Origin of the sequence: Trueperella sp. LYQ143, assembly GCF_046599595.1 — a bacterium.
Lineage (GTDB): Bacteria > Actinomycetota > Actinomycetes > Actinomycetales > Actinomycetaceae > Trueperella.
Genome location: NZ_JBKIWR010000002.1, coordinates 175,399 through 196,020, shown reverse-complemented (window position 1 = coordinate 196,020; position 20,622 = coordinate 175,399). Strand labels below are relative to the sequence as shown.

At 53.0% G+C, this 20,622-nt stretch carries 19 protein-coding genes, 2 tRNA genes and 1 other RNA gene; 4 read left to right on the top strand and 18 right to left on the bottom strand.

All coding sequences use genetic code 11. From position 1 onward, the window contains the following. Positions 1-53: 53 nt before the first annotated feature. The 5 genes from rnpB to ACLHIL_RS01830 all read right to left on the bottom strand — a co-directional run bounded on the left by rnpB (position 54) and on the right by ACLHIL_RS01830 (position 3,174). An RNA gene (gene rnpB / locus ACLHIL_RS01850) (RNase P RNA component class A) lies at positions 54-404 on the bottom strand. Between the two features lie 26 nt (positions 405-430). Further along, entirely contained in the window at positions 431-1,165 is a 735-nt protein-coding gene (locus ACLHIL_RS01845; RefSeq protein ID WP_411296225.1) for a zinc ribbon domain-containing protein, read from the bottom strand. A gap of 102 nt (positions 1,166-1,267) precedes the next feature. Next, on the bottom strand, positions 1,268-2,065 hold the full coding sequence (locus ACLHIL_RS01840) for a Nif3-like dinuclear metal center hexameric protein (protein ID WP_411296224.1): 798 nt from the start codon (positions 2,063-2,065) through the stop codon (positions 1,268-1,270). 116 nt (positions 2,066-2,181) lie between these two features. Continuing rightward, positions 2,182-2,254: transfer RNA gene (locus ACLHIL_RS01835), tRNA-Val, on the bottom strand. Between the two features lie 506 nt (positions 2,255-2,760). After that, complete coding sequence (locus ACLHIL_RS01830; protein ID WP_411296223.1) at positions 2,761-3,174, bottom strand: DUF3052 family protein; 414 nt, start codon at positions 3,172-3,174, stop codon at positions 2,761-2,763. 429 nt (positions 3,175-3,603) lie between these two features. On the opposite strand from ACLHIL_RS01830, the gene aceE reads away from it, so the two are divergent. Then, positions 3,604-6,360, top strand: a complete 2,757-nt coding sequence (gene aceE, locus ACLHIL_RS01825) for a pyruvate dehydrogenase (acetyl-transferring), homodimeric type (protein ID WP_411296222.1) — start codon at positions 3,604-3,606, stop codon at positions 6,358-6,360. A 205-nt stretch (positions 6,361-6,565) separates the two neighbouring features. Here aceE and ACLHIL_RS01820 read toward each other — a convergent pair whose 3' ends face one another. Continuing rightward, on the bottom strand, positions 6,566-6,952 hold the full coding sequence (locus ACLHIL_RS01820) for a hypothetical protein (protein ID WP_411296221.1): 387 nt from the start codon (positions 6,950-6,952) through the stop codon (positions 6,566-6,568). A 285-nt stretch (positions 6,953-7,237) separates the two neighbouring features. Here ACLHIL_RS01820 and ACLHIL_RS01815 point away from each other — a divergent pair, with 285 nt between their 5' ends. Both ACLHIL_RS01815 and ACLHIL_RS01810 read left to right on the top strand, forming a co-directional pair. Next, positions 7,238-9,010, top strand: a complete 1,773-nt coding sequence (locus ACLHIL_RS01815) for an ABC transporter ATP-binding protein (protein ID WP_411296220.1) — start codon at positions 7,238-7,240, stop codon at positions 9,008-9,010. After that, positions 9,007-10,815 (top strand): ABC transporter ATP-binding protein, encoded by a 1,809-nt coding sequence (locus ACLHIL_RS01810; RefSeq protein ID WP_411296218.1) that lies wholly within the window; start codon positions 9,007-9,009, stop codon positions 10,813-10,815. The genes ACLHIL_RS01815 and ACLHIL_RS01810 overlap by 4 nt, the downstream gene beginning before the upstream one ends. A gap of 222 nt (positions 10,816-11,037) precedes the next feature. On the opposite strand, the gene ACLHIL_RS01805 is transcribed toward ACLHIL_RS01810, so the two are convergent. From ACLHIL_RS01805 to ACLHIL_RS01795, 3 genes are read right to left on the bottom strand one after another with little or no spacing between them, the layout of a single operon-like run. Then, a complete protein-coding gene (locus ACLHIL_RS01805) occupies positions 11,038-11,751 on the bottom strand; it encodes an HAD hydrolase-like protein (RefSeq protein WP_411296216.1) in 714 nt (237 codons plus the stop codon). Continuing rightward, on the bottom strand, positions 11,751-12,374 hold the full coding sequence (locus tag ACLHIL_RS01800) for an L-threonylcarbamoyladenylate synthase (RefSeq protein ID WP_411296214.1): 624 nt from the start codon (positions 12,372-12,374) through the stop codon (positions 11,751-11,753). The genes ACLHIL_RS01805 and ACLHIL_RS01800 overlap by 1 nt, the downstream gene beginning before the upstream one ends. After that, on the bottom strand, positions 12,358-12,999 hold the full coding sequence (locus tag ACLHIL_RS01795) for a hypothetical protein (protein ID WP_411296213.1): 642 nt from the start codon (positions 12,997-12,999) through the stop codon (positions 12,358-12,360). The genes ACLHIL_RS01800 and ACLHIL_RS01795 overlap by 17 nt, the downstream gene beginning before the upstream one ends. Before the next feature lie 59 nt (positions 13,000-13,058). Between ACLHIL_RS01795 and ACLHIL_RS01790 the strand changes: the two genes are divergently transcribed. Further along, positions 13,059-13,640 carry an acyl carrier protein gene (locus ACLHIL_RS01790; protein ID WP_411296212.1) on the top strand — a complete coding sequence of 194 codons (582 nt, stop codon included), beginning with the start codon at positions 13,059-13,061 and terminating at the stop codon, positions 13,638-13,640. A 403-nt stretch (positions 13,641-14,043) separates the two neighbouring features. Here the strand turns inward: ACLHIL_RS01790 and ACLHIL_RS01785 are convergent, their stop codons facing one another. From ACLHIL_RS01785 to ACLHIL_RS01745, 9 genes are all read right to left on the bottom strand, one after another. Beyond that, a complete protein-coding gene (locus ACLHIL_RS01785) occupies positions 14,044-14,757 on the bottom strand; it encodes a DUF4232 domain-containing protein (RefSeq protein ID WP_411296211.1) in 714 nt (237 codons plus the stop codon). Positions 14,758-14,873: 116 nt separating this feature from the next. After that, positions 14,874-15,380, bottom strand: coding sequence for a DUF3145 domain-containing protein (locus ACLHIL_RS01780; protein WP_411296209.1), 507 nt, complete (start codon positions 15,378-15,380; stop codon positions 14,874-14,876). 132 nt (positions 15,381-15,512) lie between these two features. Beyond that, a complete protein-coding gene (def, locus tag ACLHIL_RS01775; protein WP_411296208.1) occupies positions 15,513-15,995 on the bottom strand; it encodes a peptide deformylase in 483 nt (160 codons plus the stop codon). Further along, positions 15,992-16,615: a hypothetical protein gene (locus ACLHIL_RS01770; RefSeq protein ID WP_411296206.1), complete on the bottom strand. Its 624-nt coding sequence runs from the start codon at positions 16,613-16,615 to the stop codon at positions 15,992-15,994. Before ACLHIL_RS01770 ends, def begins: the two co-directional genes overlap by 4 nt. A gap of 4 nt (positions 16,616-16,619) precedes the next feature. Beyond that, positions 16,620-17,069 (bottom strand): hypothetical protein, encoded by a 450-nt coding sequence (locus ACLHIL_RS01765; protein WP_411296204.1) that lies wholly within the window; start codon positions 17,067-17,069, stop codon positions 16,620-16,622. Positions 17,070-17,127: 58 nt separating this feature from the next. Further along, a tRNA-Ile gene (locus tag ACLHIL_RS01760) sits at positions 17,128-17,201 on the bottom strand. 48 nt (positions 17,202-17,249) lie between these two features. After that, a complete protein-coding gene (locus tag ACLHIL_RS01755) occupies positions 17,250-18,101 on the bottom strand; it encodes a 4Fe-4S dicluster domain-containing protein (protein ID WP_411296202.1) in 852 nt (283 codons plus the stop codon). Between the two features lie 146 nt (positions 18,102-18,247). Beyond that, positions 18,248-19,018: a MerR family transcriptional regulator gene (locus ACLHIL_RS01750; RefSeq protein WP_411296200.1), complete on the bottom strand. Its 771-nt coding sequence runs from the start codon at positions 19,016-19,018 to the stop codon at positions 18,248-18,250. A gap of 514 nt (positions 19,019-19,532) precedes the next feature. After that, complete coding sequence (locus ACLHIL_RS01745) at positions 19,533-20,477, bottom strand: hypothetical protein (RefSeq protein WP_411296199.1); 945 nt, start codon at positions 20,475-20,477, stop codon at positions 19,533-19,535. Positions 20,478-20,622 lie beyond the last annotated feature (145 nt).

Here is a 20,622-nt window from a genome sequence, read left to right as displayed (position 1 = left end):
GGCGCTGCCACGATAGATCAAAGTGAATACGCCTGTGGCCCGCAACGCGGGCCACAGGGAGTTGATCTATACGCCGGGTTCTGTACTGAAACGCAGATTACGCCTCCAGTGGTGGCCATCCATCTCGACCTAATGTTGCCATTAGGCTCTAGCAACCAACCCGCACGCGAACGGAACTTTCATAGCGCGCTACTTGGTCTTGCTCCCGGTGGGGTTTACCGTGCCGTATCGGTCACCCGATACGCGGTGAGCTCTTACCTCACCCTTTCACCCTTACCTTGCGGCGGTTTACTTTCTGTGGCACTTTCCTGCGGATCACTCCGAGTGGGCGTTACCCACCACCGTGTTCCGTGGAGCCCGGACGTTCCTCAGCACCGTAGTGCCGCGACCACCCAACCAACTGTATTTCAGTATAACGCCGCGTACTGTGCTACGCCTCCAGCAAGATAACGATGCACTCGTAATCTTCTGAGAAGTAAATCTCCTCTGGATCTGCAGATTTAATCTTCTCCATCTCAATGGGCGATAGCTGAATCCCACCAGAAGTATCCCCATTCGGATGCACTGCAATCACAGCCAAGCCACCGCGGGCTACCGCTTGGGCATATGCTTCTTGCAATGCAGGATCTAGCTCAGCGAGGTGACGATCCCGTTTGCTACGAATATCGTCCAGCTCATCCGTTAACTGCGCAACCTCATCTTCCAAGCGACTCCGCCCTCGCAATAGCACATCCTGGAATCTTGCCATCTCTTGCTGCATCTGCGCGATCTCAGCTTCGATCTGTTCGACGCGCTCCCAGGCAGTAAACTCTGCTTCATTTGCCTCATCAAGGAGCGCCTGGTTCGTTGCTATTTCCGCCTGTAAGGCTAACAGCTCACGCGAATCCATCCCGATACCGGCATCTAACTGTGAGTTCTTTTTCGCAAGGGTCTGTGCCCGACGAGCAGTGTGCTCACTGGCGGCAGCTAAATCGGATTGAGCTGCCGCTAATTCTTCTTGAGCGCTTTGGATATTGCGCGCGCTTCGAGCAATCTCATTCATCGTCTGACCAAGCTCAGCACGCAACGGATGTTTTTCAATGCGTGAGGTCAGGTGGTTTATTTCTCGATCTTCCTCAACGATTGTCAACAATTGCAATTGATCTGCTCGGGGTGCTCGAACCACGATCATCCTCCTGTGCTAGCACGTCCTTTATAGATAGCAACGTTCATTAGTCTCTAGGGCTAATGTCACGTACGCCAGTAACCGTCATCGTTCAGCTATGAATTAGCAGCGCTCTTCCCACGGATCAGTAACAATCGTGGAGATATACGTTCGCACATCCAATTCGCTTTCCACAGCAGCTCTCATGCGAGGCAGCACCGGCCACTCTGAGGCAAAATGCGTCAGCCCAATAAGCGGGCAGCCACCATCCCATAAATGATCCGTCGCTGGATGATGCCGTAAATCGGCAGTGATATACACATCTGCCCCTGCCGCCTGAGCAGTAGCTAAGAAGGAATCTCCGGATCCTGGAGATAACGCCACCCGAGAAACAATTTTCTGTGGGTCACCGCCAATCAGAATGCCAGCCGGAGTAGTGGGAATCAGTGCTTTCAAGCGCAGTGCCAATTCACGGACTGTCATCGTCACTGGCAATCGGCCAACTCGCCCCAAACCAAGATCGGAATGTTCATTAAGGGATTCAAGCGGGACGGTATCGCGTAAACCAAGCAGCTCTGCCAATGCCACCGCTGATCCAGTAGCGGCACTATCAACGTTCGTATGAGCAGCAAATAATGCCACCTGATTGCGTATCATCTGGTGAACCCACACGCCCTTGGCATGGTCCGTCGCAATCGAGGAAACTCCTCGTAAAAATAGCGGATGATGGGTAATAATCATCTGAGCACCGCGATAAATTGCTTCATCTACCACCGCTTGGCATGGATCAACAGCAAAACCAATCAGCTCAACAGGATCGCTGCGATCGCCGACAACTAGCCCGACCCGATCCCAATCCTGCGCAAACGACGGTGGATAGGTTCGCTCCATGACTTCAATAACGTCACCCACAGTAATCATGGCAATAGCCTAAACGACGAGAGGCGAGGAACGAAGAGCAAAAGCCGCAAAACCATGTTTGAGCAGATATAAAAATCCCGTATCCCCTGATTATCACGGAAGATACGGGCGTATCGTGGACCCTACCGGACTCGAACCGATGACACACGCGGTGTAAACGCGTTGCTCTACCAACTGAGCTAAGGGTCCGCGGATAATCTTAACGTCCTTACCGGCAGATGAAAAATAAAACCGTGCGATATTCCCCACTCACTCATCACGGTGAGAAACTGAGAAACCCAGAAGCCCAGAAAGGGATTGCTGCGGCTGCCTGAATGCAAAGAACTGAATTCACCCAGGACGCCTGCGCTCCCGCAATATCATTTTCACGCCTATTGCTGGCAAAGACGGGTATTGCTTACTCACGCGCGCCATCGCTCAGTTCATCCCGTCTCCCAGCCCAACAATCGAACGAATGCACCAGCACGATAGCGACAGCTACACGATAGTGATAGCTACACGATAGTGATAGCTAGACCTAATCCGTCGCATAACAGTAAAGCTCTCACTGCGCACCGAGCATTATCCAAAGTAGCCGAGGGGCGCGGCGAGGTATTAGCCGAGTTATTAATTACGGGATGTAATTGAGTGGATTCACTGCGTTATCACACAGAATTATCGGCGATATTACGCGCTATCACTATGATTTAGCGCTATTAATATGATCGCCCGTGGGTGACGACGCGAAATGCCGTCCATCCGCTCGGCAAGGATCGTGTTGAGGTCACTGATAGACCTGCCGTATCAGCAGCTTCGTTGACATCTTCCATTGGAACAGCGTGTGCCTGATGGCGAGCCGGAACGAATAGCCAGATCACCGAGTTTTCGTCTGCTAGACCAGATGAGCAGTCCACAAGATAATCCGTGAGATCATCGGTGTCACCATCGTCAGCGCGCCACCATGCGATAACCCCGTCGATTGCAGCATCGAAATCTTCATCAACGAGCGGCTCCCCTAGCACGTGTTCGATAGCTTCACGCACATCGAAGTCCACATCGTCGTCATAACCAAACTCTTGGACAATCTGCCCAGATTGAAACCCAAATTCCTTACCGGAAACCCCGGACACTGTGTTCTGCCTTTCGCGTGCGGTATGCCAACGATTCACATTCTAAAGCCCTACAGCCCAAGATGCAGGATGATACACGGATCATAACGATTGAATTTTGCTCTATCTATACGTCTTTACCGTTGATCCGGTGAGCCTGGGAACGAGCTCATAGCCGGTAGCACCTGCCGAAAGCCCAGCACACCAGACCCACAGTTTTTAACATGCGAGGTCAGAAGCCCATGTCTAACACGCCCACCGACCATCCGCAATTATTTTAACGTAGAGAAAAATCGTGAGAGTTCTCCCATTGTAAATCCAGTGACTCGGTAGGGATAGCCAAAGAGAAACGGTACATTAGAACTAGCGTTAAAGGGCGTCTACCCGCTACCACATCGCGCAGCAGGCAGATGTACCCACACAGCCGCGCATCAAGTAGAGGAGTTACACGTGAGTCAACAGCCTATCCGCCCGCTCATCAACGGTCTGCTGAGCCAGGTCCCAGATATTGACCCGGAAGAGACTCAAGAATGGATTGATTCCGTTGAAGCATTAATCGAGAACCAAGGCGGCCCGCGCACCCGATACCTGCTGACCGCAATGCAAAACCATGCCCGTCGGCGCGGTATCTCCATTCCCCCGAATATCGTCACCCCCTTCGTCAACACTATTGGCGTGGATGACGAGCCGTTCTATCCTGGTGATGAAAAACTAGAACGCGAATTCCGCCGCTGGACTCGCTGGAACGCAGCCGTTATGGTTACCCGTCAGCAAAATCCAGATGTTGCCGTTGGCGGTCACATTTCGTCATACGCCGCTCAAGCAACCCTGTACGAAGTGGGCTTTAATCATTTCTTCCGCGGCAAGAATTCCCCTGGAGGCGGCGATCAAGTCCTCTTCCAAGGTCACTCCTCCCCTGGTAACTACGCCCGCGCATTCCTCGAAGGGCGCCTGACGGAAGACGATCTCGATTCCTTCCGGCAGCAGGCTTCCCGCCGCTCTGGTGGGCGCGGTCTGCCATCGTATCCGCACCCTCGGCAAATGCAAGATTTTTGGGAGTTCCCGACGGTTTCGCTTGGTCTTGGGCCGATCTCAGCCATCTACCAAGCCTGGTACAACCGCTATCTCAACGAACGCGGCCTGAAAGATACCACCCAGCAGCATGTGTGGGCCTTCATGGGTGACGGCGAGATGGATGAAGTTGAATCTCGCGGTTTGCTCCACTTCGCTGCCAGCCAGAACCTCGACAACCTCACCTTTGTTGTGAATTGTAACCTGCAGCGCCTTGATGGTCCGGTGCGCGGCAACGGCAAGATCATTCAGGAACTCGAAGCCTCTTTCAAGGGCGCTGGCTGGAACGTCATCAAGGTAATCTGGGGGCGCGAGTGGGACGAACTGCTCGCAGCCGATAAGGATCGTGCCCTCGTCAATATCATGAACGAGACGCTCGATGGCGACTACCAGACCTTCAAAGCAAATGATGGCGCCTACGTTCGCGAGCATTTCTTCGGGCGCGATCCACGCACTAAGGCATTGGTTGCTGATTGGTCCGACGAAAAGATTTGGAGCCTCAAGCGCGGCGGTCACGATTACCGCAAGGTCTATGCCGCCTACAAGGCCGCAGTTGAACACAAGGATCAACCAACCGTTGTGCTAGCGCACACGATCAAGGGCTACGCACTCGGCTCAAACTTCGCTGGGCGCAATTCGACGCACCAGATGAAGAAGCTCAACGCCGACGATCTGAAGTTGTTGCGCGATACCCTGCATCTAGATATCGACGATAGCCAGCTTGACGATCCCTACCATGCACCATATTTCAAGCCCGCTCCTGACCATCCGGCATTGGAATACATGCATGAGCGCCGTCGCAAGCTGGGCGGCTACCTGCCAGAACGCCGCGTCGTCGTCAATGGCGTCGATATGCCAGATGAGAAACATTGGGATGTGCTCAAAGGCGGCTCCGGAAAGCAGAAGGTGGCCACCACGATGGCTTTCGTCCGTCTGCTTAAGGATCTCATCCGAGATAAGAACTTCGGGTATCGTATCGTGCCCATCATCCCCGATGAAGCCCGAACCTTCGGCCTGGACGCAATCTTCCCCACGGCAAAAATCTTCAATGTGCATGGCCAGCACTACACGGCCGTGGATTCGGATCTCCTACTGAGCTACAAGGAATCCGAAAAGGGGCAGATCATGCACACCGGCATCACCGAAGCAGGCTCTAATGCAGCCTTTACTGCGGTTGGCACCTCCTACGCCACCCACGGTTTGCCAATGGTTCCGGTGTATATTTTCTACTCTATGTTCGGCTTCCAGCGCACTGGCGATCAGTTCTGGCATGCTGCCGATCAGATGGCCCGCGGATTCATTATGGGCGCTACTGCAGGGCGCACGACGCTAACCGGCGAGGGTCTGCAGCACATGGATGGGCATAGCCATGTGATTGCTTCAACCAATCCCGCTGTTGTCCAATACGATCCAGCGTATGCCTACGAGATTCGCCATATTGTGCGCGACGGTATCGTGCGGATGTACGGCGACGGTTCAGATGGTCGCGATCAGAACGTCATGTACTACATCACCGTCTACAATGAGCCGATCCATCAGCCAGCCGAGCCGGAGAACGTCGATGTTGAGGGAATTCTCAAGGGTATCTACCGCGTCGAATCCCCAGAAGGCGAGGGGCCGACGGTTCAGCTTTTGGCTTCGGGCGTAGGCGTGCCGTGGGCGCGTGAGGCTCGCCAGATGCTGCGTGAGGATTGGGGCGTTGCCGCTGGCGTATGGTCTGTGACCTCATGGTACGAGCTGCGCCGCGACGGGATGGAAGTAGATGAATACAACTTCCTCAATCCGGAAGCTGCACCGCGCGAAGCCTACGTGACAGCAAAGCTAAAGAATGAAGCTGGTCCGATTATCGCCACCTCTGATTTTGAAAAGCAGGTGCAAGATTCGATCCGCCCGTGGATTCCCTCGGATTATTACGTGCTTGGAGCTAACGGTTTCGGCATTGCTGATACTCGTGCAGCCGCCCGCCGCCATTTCCGCATTGACGCTGCCTCTATGGTGGTTCGCGCTTTGCAGGCACTCGCTGATCGAGGCGAGATTGGTCGGCATGTGGTTGCCGAAGCCATCCGACGCTACGAGCTGCTCAACCCAGAAGCTGGGGAATCCGGCACGGCCAACCCGAACGAGCCAGCCGTCTAAGCTCACGTTACCGTGTTATAACGCGGTTATGACAGTGCGCTAACTGCATAGTAATGGTCTGTGGGGCTGAGAATCCTGATGATTCTCAGCCCCACAGACCATATTTGGCTTACGTCTCTTGATCCCTATTTTTTCTTCGGCGAACTCTCTTCACTATCTATTGCCCAGACAATAGCCGCCGTCTTATTGAATTCAGACGTGAACCCTATAGCTCTTTCCTTTGCTTACTATAGGCTTTGCCCTGACGCACCATGAGAAGCATCGAGCAGTAACACAGCACAATCAGCGCCCAGAGTTTTACCCACCCAGCAGCACTTAGCGATTCGTGGGCGGAGATTGCGCGAAGCTGAGGATTCTGAGCATAGAGGCAGAGGATAAAACCCAATGCTGCGATGAGAAGCACGAGATGATTAGTTTTCTTCGCAACTCCAGAACATACGTAAAGCACAATCAGCGCTGGGATCAGGAGCAGGAATCGGAAATCAGACTGGCGAATTCCGTCGAGAATATGGGTGGAGTACCAGGCCGCGATCATCGCGACCGTCCATATTACAGCGAGTATGAGGCCGAACCCCCAACGCAGATTAGACATCACTCCTCCTCTTCACAATTTTGTAGGCACGCGGTTACCCATCGCTATAGGCGCAATATCTATTATTAATTAGAGAATTGTACAGTCTGAATACGTAGCGTATAGCAGCCGTGGGAAATCTAACCCGCTCCACCTTTGACTTGCTGACCCAAGAGGCGAATAGTGGATCTAGTGCCCTACAGCAGATGCGTCGCAGTGCAGGCTCACAACTCATCTTTTCCCGTTCGAGCCAAGCTCTCCTCGTCACCGGCAATATCACGGGCACGCAGAAGATAAAGGAGCACTGTGCATCTATTTCGAATCGGCTGGGATTACCTTAAACGCCACAAGGCGGCATTCTTTGCGATTATGGTCCTACAAGCATTCCAGGTTCTACTTTCCCTGGTGCTTCCGGCACTCAATGCAAAAATTATCGATCAAGGTATTCTCGGCAACGATATTCCGCTGATTTGGCGCTATGGCAGCATCATGTTGGTCTTTGCGTGCCTCCAGATCGCAGCCATGGCTGGAGCAATCTATCTCGGTTCAAAAACAGCCATGCGGCTTGGTAGGGAGCTACGCGCTCGGACGTTCCGCCATGTTCAGTCCTTCTCCGCAACCGATCAGCACACTTTTGGCGCACCGACGCTAATTACTCGCACCACAAATGACGTCAGCCAAGTACAAATGGTGATTCTTTTGACCTTCACCGTCATGGTGATGTCGCCGCTGATGGGATTTGGCGGAGTGTTTATGGCTATTCAACAAGATGCAGTACTTTCCTTACTTCTTGTTGTCATCGTGCCAGTATTAGGGCTTCTTATTTTCTTCGTCATGCGGGCCCTATCCCCTCGTTACAAGACTCAGCAAACCCGTATCGACCGAATCAACACCTTACTCCGCGAACAACTCACCGGCGTTCGCGTGATCCGCGCTTTCGTCCGGCAGAAAACTGAAGAAGATAAGTTCACCGACGCCAACCATCGGCTACGCTCAATCTGGCTTCAGATCGGTTTCCTGTGGGCATTTCTTATGCCAGCGGCTTTCCTCGTTATCGGAATCTCCTCGGCTGCCGTCGTCTGGTTTGGCGGGGTGCGCATCGATTCTGGTCACATGCAGGTGGGCACCCTGACGGCATATATCAGCTATCTAATGATGATTATGATGTCGGTGATGATGTCGGGCATGATGGTTATGCTCTTCCCCCGCGGCGAGGTTTCCGCAACGCGAATCGACGAAATCCTCAACACCCGCCCTTCAATTAAAGGGCCAGATTCTCCCCGCATGTTGCCTGCTGAACCGCTGAGCTTCACCTTAGATGACGTAGGGCTACAATACCCAGGAGCTGAACGCCCGGTACTCTCCCACATCTCAATGACCCTAAGCCCGAGAAAAGTCTGCGCAATCATTGGTTCAACTGGATCCGGAAAATCCTCAATTGTACGCCTCTTTCCTCGCCTTATTGATGCCACCAGTGGTCAGGTACGCGCTGGGGATATTCCCGTCACTGACTGTGATCTCACCGATCTTCGCCGCCGTATCGCCGTCGTGCCCCAAAAAGCATTCCTCTTTTCTGGGACGGTAGCGTCTAATGTTGCCGGCGTCGTCTCCCCCGATACCCCAGTGGATCGCGAACGCGTTGAAACTGCGTTGAAAGCAGCCCAAGCATGGGATTTCGTCTCCGATCATGCCGAAGATATTGACACTCGCGTTGAATCCGGAGGTAAAAACTTCTCTGGTGGTCAGCGTCAACGCCTCACGATTGCCCGAGCTATCTATCGTTGCCTGCCGGATGACGGCGGTAGGCACGGAGCGGATCTGATTATTTTTGACGATTCTTTCTCCGCACTCGATTACGCAACGGACGCCCGCCTGCGCGCTGCCTTACATGAATATATTGGGGATATTGCGATCCTGATTATCGCTCAGCGAGTCTCCACAATTCGCTATGCCGACGAGATACACGTTCTCGAAGCTGGGCAGATTATCGGTTCAGGCACCCACAACGAACTTATGGATACCTGCCAGACATATCAAGAGATCGTTTCCTCCCAGCTCAGTGAGGAGGAAGCACGATGAGGCCAGCAGACCCAACCCAGAATTCAGCTCGCGATACCAAAGGTGCGCTTAAGCGCCTTGCCCGCCTACTCAAGCCCGAGTGGCGGCGTATCCTCGCAGCCGTAATCCTCATGCTCTTTGCCGTAGCCAGCTCGGTATTCGCACCGAAACTCCTCGGCGATGCCACGAATGTGATTATTGATGGGATTCAGCATGGCGGTGTCGTTTTCTCTCGCCTAGGCAAAATTTTGCTTCTCATCGTCATCTTGTATGCGATCTCTGCCGTCACAAATTTCACCGCTGGAATCTTCATCCGCCAAGTGGTCCAAAATTTGGGCTATCGTCTGCGCAAATCGGCACAGGCGAAGATTGACCGCATGCCGCTGTCATGGATTGATAAGCAACAGCGCGGCGATCTGCTCTCGCGCGTGACCAACGATATTGATAACATCACCCAAACTCTGATGCAGACCCTAAATCAGGTGATCCATTCAATCTACAGCCTCATTGGCATTATCGCCTTGATGATATGGATCTCTGCGCTGCTCACAGCGATGATGTTGGCAGTGCTGCCTTTCGGCATTGCGGCTCTCCTGGTGATCTTAAAGAAAGCTCGCCCGCATTTTAGGGCACAGTGGAAGCTCACGGGTGACGTATCCGCCATCGTTGAAGAGTCCTTCACCGGGCTCGATGTGGTCACCGCCTACGGTTTAGAAGATGAGTTCACTGAGGTGTTCGATGAGGCCAACTACAAGCTCTATGAGGCAGGATATAAAGGGCAGTTCATCTCTCAGCTTGCCCAGCCGACAATGGGGTTCGTGGCAAATATTGGCTTCGTTATTATCGCTATCGCCGGTTCACTTTTCGTCCTCAGCGGGCGGATGACGATCGGTGGAATCCAAGCCTTTATCCAATATTCACGCCAGCTCAATCAGCCAATCTCCACTCTGGCCTCGATGGCGTCAATGCTTCAATCAGGTGCGGCCTCCGGCGAACGTATCTTCGATTTCCTTGACAGTGAAGAGATGGCACCCGACGCTACCGCCACCTATGAAGAGCTCGTACCAGCCGAACAGCGCAAAGGCACAATCGTTTTCGACAACGTCCACTTCGGCTACGATCCGGGGCGTACCATTATCAACGGGTTAAGTTTGACGGTCCAGCAGGGTCAGCAAATCGCTATCGTCGGCCCGACTGGAGCAGGAAAGACGACGCTTGTTAATTTGCTGATGCGTTTCTATGAGATTGATTCCGGAGCGATCACGATTGACGGAGTACCTGTCAATACGTTCTCTACTGATTCGCTGCGCGGTCAGATCGGAATGGTACTCCAGGATACCTGGCTGTTTGACGGCACAATCGCAGAAAATATCGCTTTCGGTAAGGACGGCGCAACCCACGAAGAGATCGTCGCCGCCGCAAAAGCCACCGGGGTTGACCATCTGGTTCGCCAGTTGCCCGCCGGATACCAGACCCATATTGATGACGAAGGCGGCAATATTTCAGCCGGCGAAAAGCAGCTCCTTACCATCGCTCGTGCGTATCTATCTGATCCAAGTATCCTCATCCTTGACGAGGCAACCTCATCAGTTGATACCCGCACCGAAATGCTCGTCCAACGCGCAATGAACGAGCTGCGCGAAGGACGCACCTCCTTTGTGATCGCCCACCGCCTCTCAACGATTCGCGATGCGGATCTGATTATGGTGATGGTTGACGGTGACGTGGTAGAACAAGGTACGCACGAAGAGCTCCTAAAGCGCGGCGGCGCCTACTACGACCTGTATCAATCCCAATTCTCTGGGGCTGATAATAGCGACGATTAGCCTACGCGCGGGATGTAGCGGGTGGTGTATGTGTTGCCGGAGCTTTCGTCAGCTCCGGCAACACATACACCACCTGTTTTTCGTAGGCCTACCGGCCGGTATCTGCCTACGAAAAACAGACCGGATAGCGCCCATCACCACAATGATATGGGCGCTATCCGGCCCGCTACACTACCGATCAGAATCCTAGCTAGCTGTAAGCCGATTCCCCTGGGGAGATCCCTACCGATCTCCCATTACGAGATCCAGTAACTGCTGCGGGGTATGCACGACCTTCCAAGCCTGGGCCTCTTCCTCGGGCCAGCGATCTCCCCAGGTAACGAGGACCGTCCGAATCCCGTGCGCGCCAGCACCCAGAATATCGAAGATACGATCCCCCACCATCAGCACGTCCTCGCGCACCGATTCCCCTGCCAAAAGCTGCGGAACGTCCTGCGCCTCAACTGCTGAGCCTGCCCCAGCGTCTATTACTCCACGGCGATGGAGATCATCTAATGCTGCCGCAACAACGTAGGCCTTACTCTGATGGACCTTTTCGTTCGACGCCCCGCGAATCACATCAAGGTATTGACTCAAGCCGAGATCCTGACAGATCCGCTGTGCTACTTCTTGCACTTTTGATGTGGCAAGCGCAGTCGCATATCCAGCGTCCCGGACCTCCTTAAGCAGCTCGACAACACCTGCGAATACCTGCGTCTCCTTACACATCTGCGCATAGCGTGCCCGATAGTCGTCAATATATCGCTCAATATCGTCTTTCGGCACCCCTAAGGTCGTAAATGTTGACATCAAAGGCGGCCCTACAAAGCGGATATACTCCTCAGCCGGGCGATCCTCACCAGCCAGCTCACGCATCGTCGCCGCAATAGTGCGAGTAATAATCGGCGCCGAATCAGTGAGGGTCCCATCTAGATCAAATAGCAGTGCTCGTAGCATTAGATTCCAAACATTGATAGATCGCCAGCACCCTCACGGGCAATTTCCACTTCACCAGAGGATAGATCAACCACTGTGGTTGGCCCGTCCGTTCCCACTGGGCCATCCACTACCACATCAATGAGATGCCCAATTTCATCGTTGACGATCCAGCCCTCTGCCAGTGGCTCATCGTGGCCCGGCAGAATCAGAGTTGAACATAGCAATGGTTCACCTAATTCACCGACAATTGCCTGCGCAATTTTATGTTGCGGAATACGAACACCCACCGTTGCTTTCTTCGGGTTCAACGTCATTCGCGGAACTTCTTTCGTCCCTTTCAAAATAAACGTGTACGGCCCCGGAGTTAAGGCCTTAACCAACCGAAAATGCCGGTTATCTACGATGACGAGTTGCCCAAGTTGTGCGAAATCATGGCACAACAAGGTGAAATGATGTTTTTCCCCTACCTGACGGATTGCGCGAATCCGATCAAGCCCCGCCTTATTTGCCAAACTACATGCAATGGCATATCCCGAATCCGTCGGCAGCGCAATGACTTCTCCTTGACGAATCCGATCCACAACTTTCATAACATTACGCGGCTGCGGGTTATCTGGATGAATATCAATAAAGGTTGCCATTTTCGTTCTCCTCTCCGAACGCGGCTATGCGCCTATTTAGTTCCGCTATTACCTGCGCTGGCGCACCGGAATCTGCCAGCAGGGATACGTAGTGCTCCGCTTCATGTCGGCGCTGAGCTGACAGTGCCGTATCAATAAGTTCCACCGCGACCGCAGAAGAATGTTCTACCGGATTCCAGCGGCCAAGCCCTAACTGAATGGCTGCGTTACTGTGCCCTAACTCGCGCAAAAGCCGTATGCCATGAGTGAGGGCAATCCCTGTTGGTTCTCGATCTGCCGCCATCTCGCAATAGCGCTGAGCCATATCCACGTCAGTATCCTCACACAGTCGGGCTAACTGAATCAGCGGATACCATGCCCTCGGATCAGCACCAATTTCTTCACCTAAGGCCCATAAGACTAGGTCCATCCGCACGCCATCACCTTGCGAGCTTTGCCCGATTAGCGGATCAGCCATTTGGTGCATGTCATGCGCCTGCCGAATAAGCACTGCCAGCTCATCAAAAGCGGCCGTATCGTTAGGATCTTCAGTTAACCGATCACGCAGTTCTACAGCCTGACGAACACTGATAGAGTTGTGATCGTCCGTATTGAGAACCTGACGCATAAGATCGATAAAAGCCATAGCTCTACCCTATCCGATTCGCCCATATACTGCCCGACACGAAAACCATCAGGAATAACATGCCCTCTGTTCACGATCTTGCCCTCGCCAGAATTCGCGTTGTTCTTGCCGAGCTTGCTCCCGAGATTCCAGCCGATGAGATCATCCCGGCAGCTGATCTATATGACGATCTTGGTTTGGATCAACTCAGTGTGTGGGCATTAGGCGTCGGCTGCGAAAAGATCGCACATATTGCGATAAACGATGCTGATATGTGCGCGCTTCGCACGGTTGCACAGCTATGCCGCTTGATTGAAACTGAGGTTCCAGAAGAATATGCCGATATTGACGAGCTGAACGAGAATACACTGCCTGGCTCGCTACCCTCTGACTCATTATCTTCTAGCTCGCTACCTTCCTCCCCCTCTCGCACTTCCAGCTCGTCGAATATCTCATCTCACCCAATACCGGCCACGCGAAAGGCCGATAATTCCGAGGCTCATTCTGAGCACAATGCGCCGCAATCACGATCCGATTCGCCATCTGGCAGCGCGACTGGCGGCACAGAATCACCTGAGAGCACTTCCGCACAGCCCCTCAGCTCTGACGGCGATATTGCCGAGGCGATGAATGATCTGGCGCGGTTCTTCAATGGCGAATAGCGGCCAGGAACTACTCGAAACACTAAACGACGTAAAGTAATCGACAGTCAAGCCCTCGCAGCACGCCAACTATAACACCCATTTTCCCTGCTATCACAACGAAAAATCGGGAAAATCGCAATACATTTCACCCAACCTCATAGGTAACCACCACCAATTAAAACCCGACTTTCCCGCACCACAACAACAAAAACCCCATACAAAACCCGCACATTCTGCCCTATAACCCTATTGCCCCTCTTTTTGCAGCCCATTCATCGGCATTCTGCTCCAGCATCGCGCCACCAACGCCGTGGCTGCTCACAATAGAAAGGGTGCTCTGCACGCACAACCAGAGCACCCCATCGCGCAGGAATTATTCACTATGTTCCCGCGCCCTTAAGATAGTCAGTATCTTTCTTACTCACCCCGCAGCGTCAATGCGGAACTGTTTCATAGTCGTATTCGAGAACGCCGAACACACATCAGCATCAAACTGTGAACTGACCTTGCGTCCACTTTGCGCTAAGTACATATCCACCGTTTTAGCCGTTACCGCCCCACATCCGCTATAAGCTCCAACCTGACCCCAGCTCAGATCCGCTGATGCTGTGTGATTCGGCTCGATGGTAACAAAATCTTCCGACTTTCCCCCATCCCATTCAGGAGGGAACCCCACTATTGCCCCTGACGCATCTCGAAACTGCATAGCCGGGGACGCCGGAATAGCACATGCCTGCGTAGAGATATTCTTAGCATCCACACGGTAGTGAATAGATCCCGCCGCTCCTGATCCCGGCGGATTAACGACCTGCATGTGCAGTTGTTCTGGGGTGCAAATCGGCTTGCCATCCAGGGTTCTCGTGATGACGCTTTCATCTGGAGCTAGCTGCGCCGGTGCTGAAGGATTCGCCGCCGAAGAAGATACCTGCTGTGTCGCGTCAGAAGACGGAGTTGCCGCCGATGGTGCCGACGAGGGCGACGGAGTAGCTGACGAAGAAGCCGCCTGCGAAGAACTCGACTCTGATGATGGAGCAGATGTTCCCTGCTTTATCTCAGAAGAATCGCTACATGCAGATAAGCTGAGCGCTGCTACAGCGATAAGGGTAAACACATAACAACCACGCTGTCTTTTCATGGCGTTATCCTACGCCGCCACACGACGAGAGTCGAGAGAATCAACCACTGAAAATATCGCTCATTTGGGTACACCTTGGGCCTACCAATGCGTTAGACCAGCGCTGGTGAACCACCTCAGCTCACCCGATGCAACCACCGTACCGGTGCACCTGCCCCAGCGTAACGGAATACTTCCAGCTCATCATCCCACGCTTGGCCCAATGCCACGTCAAGCAATCGCCGCAGCTCCTGCGGATCACCGTGAGAATCCTCGATAGCTGCTCGAATTCGATTCTCTGGTACGACCACATTCCCTAATAGATCAGTCTGCGCATAAAAGATTCCCAATCCGGGAGTACACGACCAACGCCCACCCTCCGTCATCGCAGTGGGTTCTTCTGTTATCTCAAAGCGCAGGTGTTCCCAACCACCTAATGCCGAGGCGATTTGGGCCCCAATTCCAGCTTCACCCGTCCATGAGAGTTCGCCGCGATTCATATTCGGCAGGGCTGGCTGTTTCGTCCACTCAAAGTGCGCACGATATCCGAGCACGCTTGTTACCGTCCATTCAACATGCGGTTGAACCGCCGGAGGGACGGAATGAATGAAAATAATTCCACGAGTGGATTTTGTACTCACCATGACCTCCTCTTGGGTGAAATTCCCCGTAACACCCACCAAGGTCAGGCACAACTAATGTACCACACTCGTATTAATCGTCATAGCTTCGGCGACCCCTACGAGCTATTAGCGACCGCCTCCACCTGCCGCACTTCACAGACCCTTCAGCGCTTGTAGCGCCTTCTTCCGTTCCGAGCGAGCAAGACGATCAATATACAAGCGCCCATCTAGATGGTCCACCTCATGCTGGATTAAGCGCCCCCAAATCTCTTCACCCTCAACAACCACGGGATTACCCGCTAGATCAATCCCCTCCGCACGGGCATACCAGGAACGTTGGCACGGAAACCATAACTGCGGGACGGATAAACACCCTTCCTCACCGTCTTGTATCTCCTCTGACAGCTCGACGATAACCGGATTGAGAATGTAGCCCTTTTTCCCGTCGATATTCCAGGAAAAGGCACGATACGACACCCCGATCTGGTTCGCTGCCAAGCCGGCCCGCCCTGGCTCATCGACAGTCTCCAACAAATCAGCCACAAGCTGCCGAATCCCTGGCGTCACTTTCGTAATCGGATCACAGGGAGTACGCAGTACGGGATCACCAACAATGCGAATATCGCGATAGGTCATAAAGCACTTCCTTCATCCATATCAATGCCTACAGTCTCACGTAACTGCGCATCAAGAACATCTATAGCAAGTTGATCGCTGGCATGCATCGACCCATCGACAATGATCTGGGTAAAGAGCGAATCATCGGCATTACGACGCACATATCCGCGTGCCACTGCGCCCGTAGATAACTCGGTAGTCATCATATAAACAATGGAGCGTTCAATACGCTCGTAGATCATCGTCACCATTCGAGGATCAGTATCCGGATGAACACGTAAACACAACGGAGCCATATCTGGATCGACGAAAGAAATATCGAGCCGACGCAGTTCTTCATCCCAAGAAGCGCTCTCGCAATCCGACCAGGCATATTCCCGCATATTTTCACGATTTTCAGCTTGCGTCAGCACCACGAAAATGCCATCCCACCCTGCAATCCAGCCAGAAAAATCCTCTGATTTCTCCGCAGTCAACACTAGATCGTCAGAAGAATCAAAGGTTACAACCGAGGCCCCCTGGTAACGATGCACCGGATCAAGTTCCATAATTTTCGCCGCGGCTGCCGGTTTACCCCGCCCTTTCGTCAAAATCTCAGGATAGGAGCGGTGAACCAAAGACGAACGCCGGAATTTCATATCGCTACCCCATCACCGACGCTAACTGCACAGGAATCTCAGACCACAGCACAGCACCACTGCAAAAAGATTGGTTATCGCTATGGCTCGCTTCAAGCGTCAGCTCACATATATGCCCTACTGTTATGTCACATAACTGATCTCCATCGGCTGCCCGAACAGCGGAAACCTCCGAATAGGGCGCAGAGCTATTGCTGTTATCTTTCATTGATCGCACATGTGAGCCGGCAAAATATCCCAGGATCATCAAGACAATCCCCGCAATGAGGCCGAACAGAAGAATTTTTCGTTTCTGAGCACGCAGTTGCTCCTGAGCAATCCGCTGTTCTTCGGCAACTCGTCGTTCTTCCTCAGATACTGGCAAGGCAGCGGAGACCTGCGAGGCATTGTGGGATGACGGTTCAAAGGCGAACCCTTCTTCAGCGTTATCCTCACCAGATTGGAAAGCACCCATACTCTGCCTTTCCCCAGATGACGAGCCTGCCTAGCAGCGTGAACAAAGCTATCCGCTGTGCCCCCAGCAGGACTCGAACCCGCGACCCAAGAATTATGAGTTCCCTGCTCTAACCATCTGAGCTATGGGGGCTAACGCATGACATTCCTCAACGAAAAATGCCTGCCCAGACAGTTTACCTCACGCAGGCGGCCACATCGAACCAAAGGGATGTGCGCTACGGAATTGACATATCTGGCACAGATCACCCTCATACGCCGGATGACGTGCCCCGCAGCGCTGACAAGAAACCGTCTCAAGATGAGCAAGAACACGTTTTTCCCGTTGAAGCATGTCCGATAGCGGCAAGGCATGATCCGCATTTAAGGCGTGCAATGGGCACAGTACGAGGCACTGACGTTCCCCACGGCATCTATTCGCATGATGAACAAGGCGCGAACCCGTAGCGTCATGACGCAATTCCAAAGCCTCATGCGGGCATGCCTGCACACATACCCCACAGGCGTTACATCCCTGCGCACGCAAATCAACCGCACCCAAGGGGGCAGCCATTGCCTGCCCACTGTGAATCAAGCCGCGAGCGCGCAGAACGTCGATAGCGGCCAAGGTGCGCGTGGCGTCATCTGCTCGAATGGGAATAGGGCTGCGATCGCTCAGCCCCAACCCCAGTATCATCCGCCGAGGCAATGTGATCTCGCCAAGGATAAGCGAGACGTGCTTACGTCGTATTCCACGGGTAACGGGGCTGGCACTACTGACACACGTGGGCGTGAGCGACTGCCATGCGAGTAACTGCTCTCGACAGCGCTCATCATGCTGTGGGCATTCCGCCACGCCAACATGCCCAACGCCTAGCGCGCATAGCTGGGCAGGCAAACCAATAGAGGCCTCATAGAGGCAGGTATCCCACACTACGAGGGTAGTGCCAGGCCCGTAGTATGCCGTCGGTGTTTCCCGGCAACATAAGACGATCTGCCGAGGTGGATCATGGGCAAGGATCCAGCGCAATAATGCGGTTACTTCCTCACCCATATCGCCTCTAACACCTTGAGCTTTCCATTAAATCCATCCGCTTATGTGCGTCGAATTTGTTTCCTACCGTTGAGCATACAATCTAAGGCCTGCTGGCTGTCAGAGGAAAATCTTGGTCGATTTCCCAGGTGCGCGTGCCTCTACCGTTATTCCCATTCAGCACGGTTCGGATCGATCCCATGCGCTCGGGCATTTGCTTCAATCGCTTCACATACCCATTGCGCAAGACCTGCGCCGCGTTGCTCGTAATAGTCTGTGAACCGCGGATCGTTCACATACATTTTCCCGAGTAGTACATGCTTAGAATACGTAATCTCGAAATGATGTTTGGAGCAGAGCTTTCGATATTCTTCAATCACAGATACGGACTGATCCGCATCGGGAGAAATGCCGGCAGAGCACAGTTCACTCATTTTCTCTTCGATTTTCTGCATGCGTTCTCGATGAGATTGCCAGTCATTATTCGTCAGATTGGCTAGATTAGCTTGGGTTTCTTTCCAGTCAGAAGTTTCACCCCATTTTTCTTGAGCCTCGGCTTCCCATTCAGGTAACCACTCTTTGCCCATGAGTGTCGCTTTTTCTTCAACACTTAACGTTCTACCCTTCACACATTCCTCCAGTAACTGACGAACCGCGTTGATTTTCTGTTGTAACTGCCTAGACGTTTCCGCTAAAAGTTCCAACTGAATCCGCAGGTGTTTCTCTTCACTGTGCGAACTGCCCAATAACTCTTTGATCTTCTCTAGGCTCATGCCGGTTTCTCGATACAACAGCGATTGTTGTATGCGCTTAATATCTTGCTTTGAGTACAAGCGGTATCCGTTTGGCAATCGCTCAGAGGGTGAAACGAGCCCTACATGATCCCAATGATGGAGCAGTCGAACGCTCACTCCGCACAGCTGTGCAACCTCTTTCACGAGCCATCCGTCTCTCATCATTCCCCTCCTATCAACATGCCGTATTTTCATTAAAAACTATTCGGTTACGTTAGGGTCAAACGCTTTCACAGGCGCGAGCAAAAAATAATCTCTCCTGCCTTTGTGGGGGCAGACCGAAGAAGCCAACTGCTTGGGCATGCACTCGGCTAGCACCTTATTGCTTACCCGCCTTAGCCTCAGGGTTCCATTCTGTTGCCAGATAACACGCGGATATTATCTGCACAGTGCGCACCGCCGTAGCGGGTCAACGCATAGCAGAGCATGAGTTCAATCAGTTCAATTCCGTATTACGCTCGCGGTATTTTTCCCAACGCGCTATTCGTTAACCTCGTATCCGCTCATTCACGGAAACAATCGGCATTTTTCCTCGCCAGTGTATCTTTCTCAGTACTCGCACCTTGTACGGCCGTGTTGAGTAAACAGATCCCAGCGGATGGCTGTTATTCGCCATTCTCTTTATCAGCCAATCCCCTGACCGTCATTAGCCAAACTATTAGCTCTCATTCGCGCTATCAGCACTGGCGCAATCACGTGGAGAATACCGACTCGAACTATCGTCAGCCATCAATGTCGCTAACGCTAACTGACACATCGCTTTGAACGTCGTACTTGTCGTCTCGCGTGCCAGTTGCTCAAGCTGATCGTAAATCCATTTCTCCACATGGCAACGACGAAACTCGTACAATACTGCGCTAACTGGACGCGACGATTCGCAGTTATCTTCGCACGTATTCTCTTGTATTCCATTCCCCGAGGCGCCCTGATTATCTCGCTCATCTGATCGCTCACGGCTTCGTCGCTCGGTGGCACAAGATTCATCCGCAGGCCGAATAGCTGGCGCACACTGGGCAGGTGCTGAATTCTCTGGATCTTGTTTTAGATAATCCTGTTTCACCGGATGCGCATAATCCCCAGATGCTTGCGGGTTGCCCCCACGCTGCTCCAAAGGCTGGCATACATTTGGCGTGCTCCTCCGATTCTCCTGAGCCTCACGCGCATACAGGTATGCCAAAAATCCGAGCTCGACAGATACATGATCGAGTGGAATTCCAGGCATCCCCAAAGGGATATATCCGGCAGCTTCATAATCACGACGTCGTTCTTGCGGTAGAAAAACGCCGGACTGGGGCGCCCACTGGCGTTGAGTCAACATCAACACCTGAGTTCCACTACATAGGCGCCGGTACTCGGCTGCAACAATCGCAAGTGGCTCATCACTACACGCTAATTGCGCTAGCGCTGCCTCAGTACCTTGTGTGCGAACAGGATACGTCTGGCTCATATCCGCACGTCGAAAACGCTCGATAACGTGAGCCTGCGGTGGCTCTACGAAGAAACGGCTCACCGCATGTAGCGCAGTAGACATACCAAATGCAAAGACGCTGCGTTGCGGCATCTGCGACTGCCAAGACATTTGATCTTTCACCACCTGATCCACGGTTCGATTTCCTGCTCCTGTTCCGCCAGATACTACCCGATCACCACCCTTGCCACTCTCTTATAACGCGATAGATCACAAGCACCGGAAACTCACGGCGATACTCACGCAACAAAACACGCCCAACGAATATCTATCCCATGAG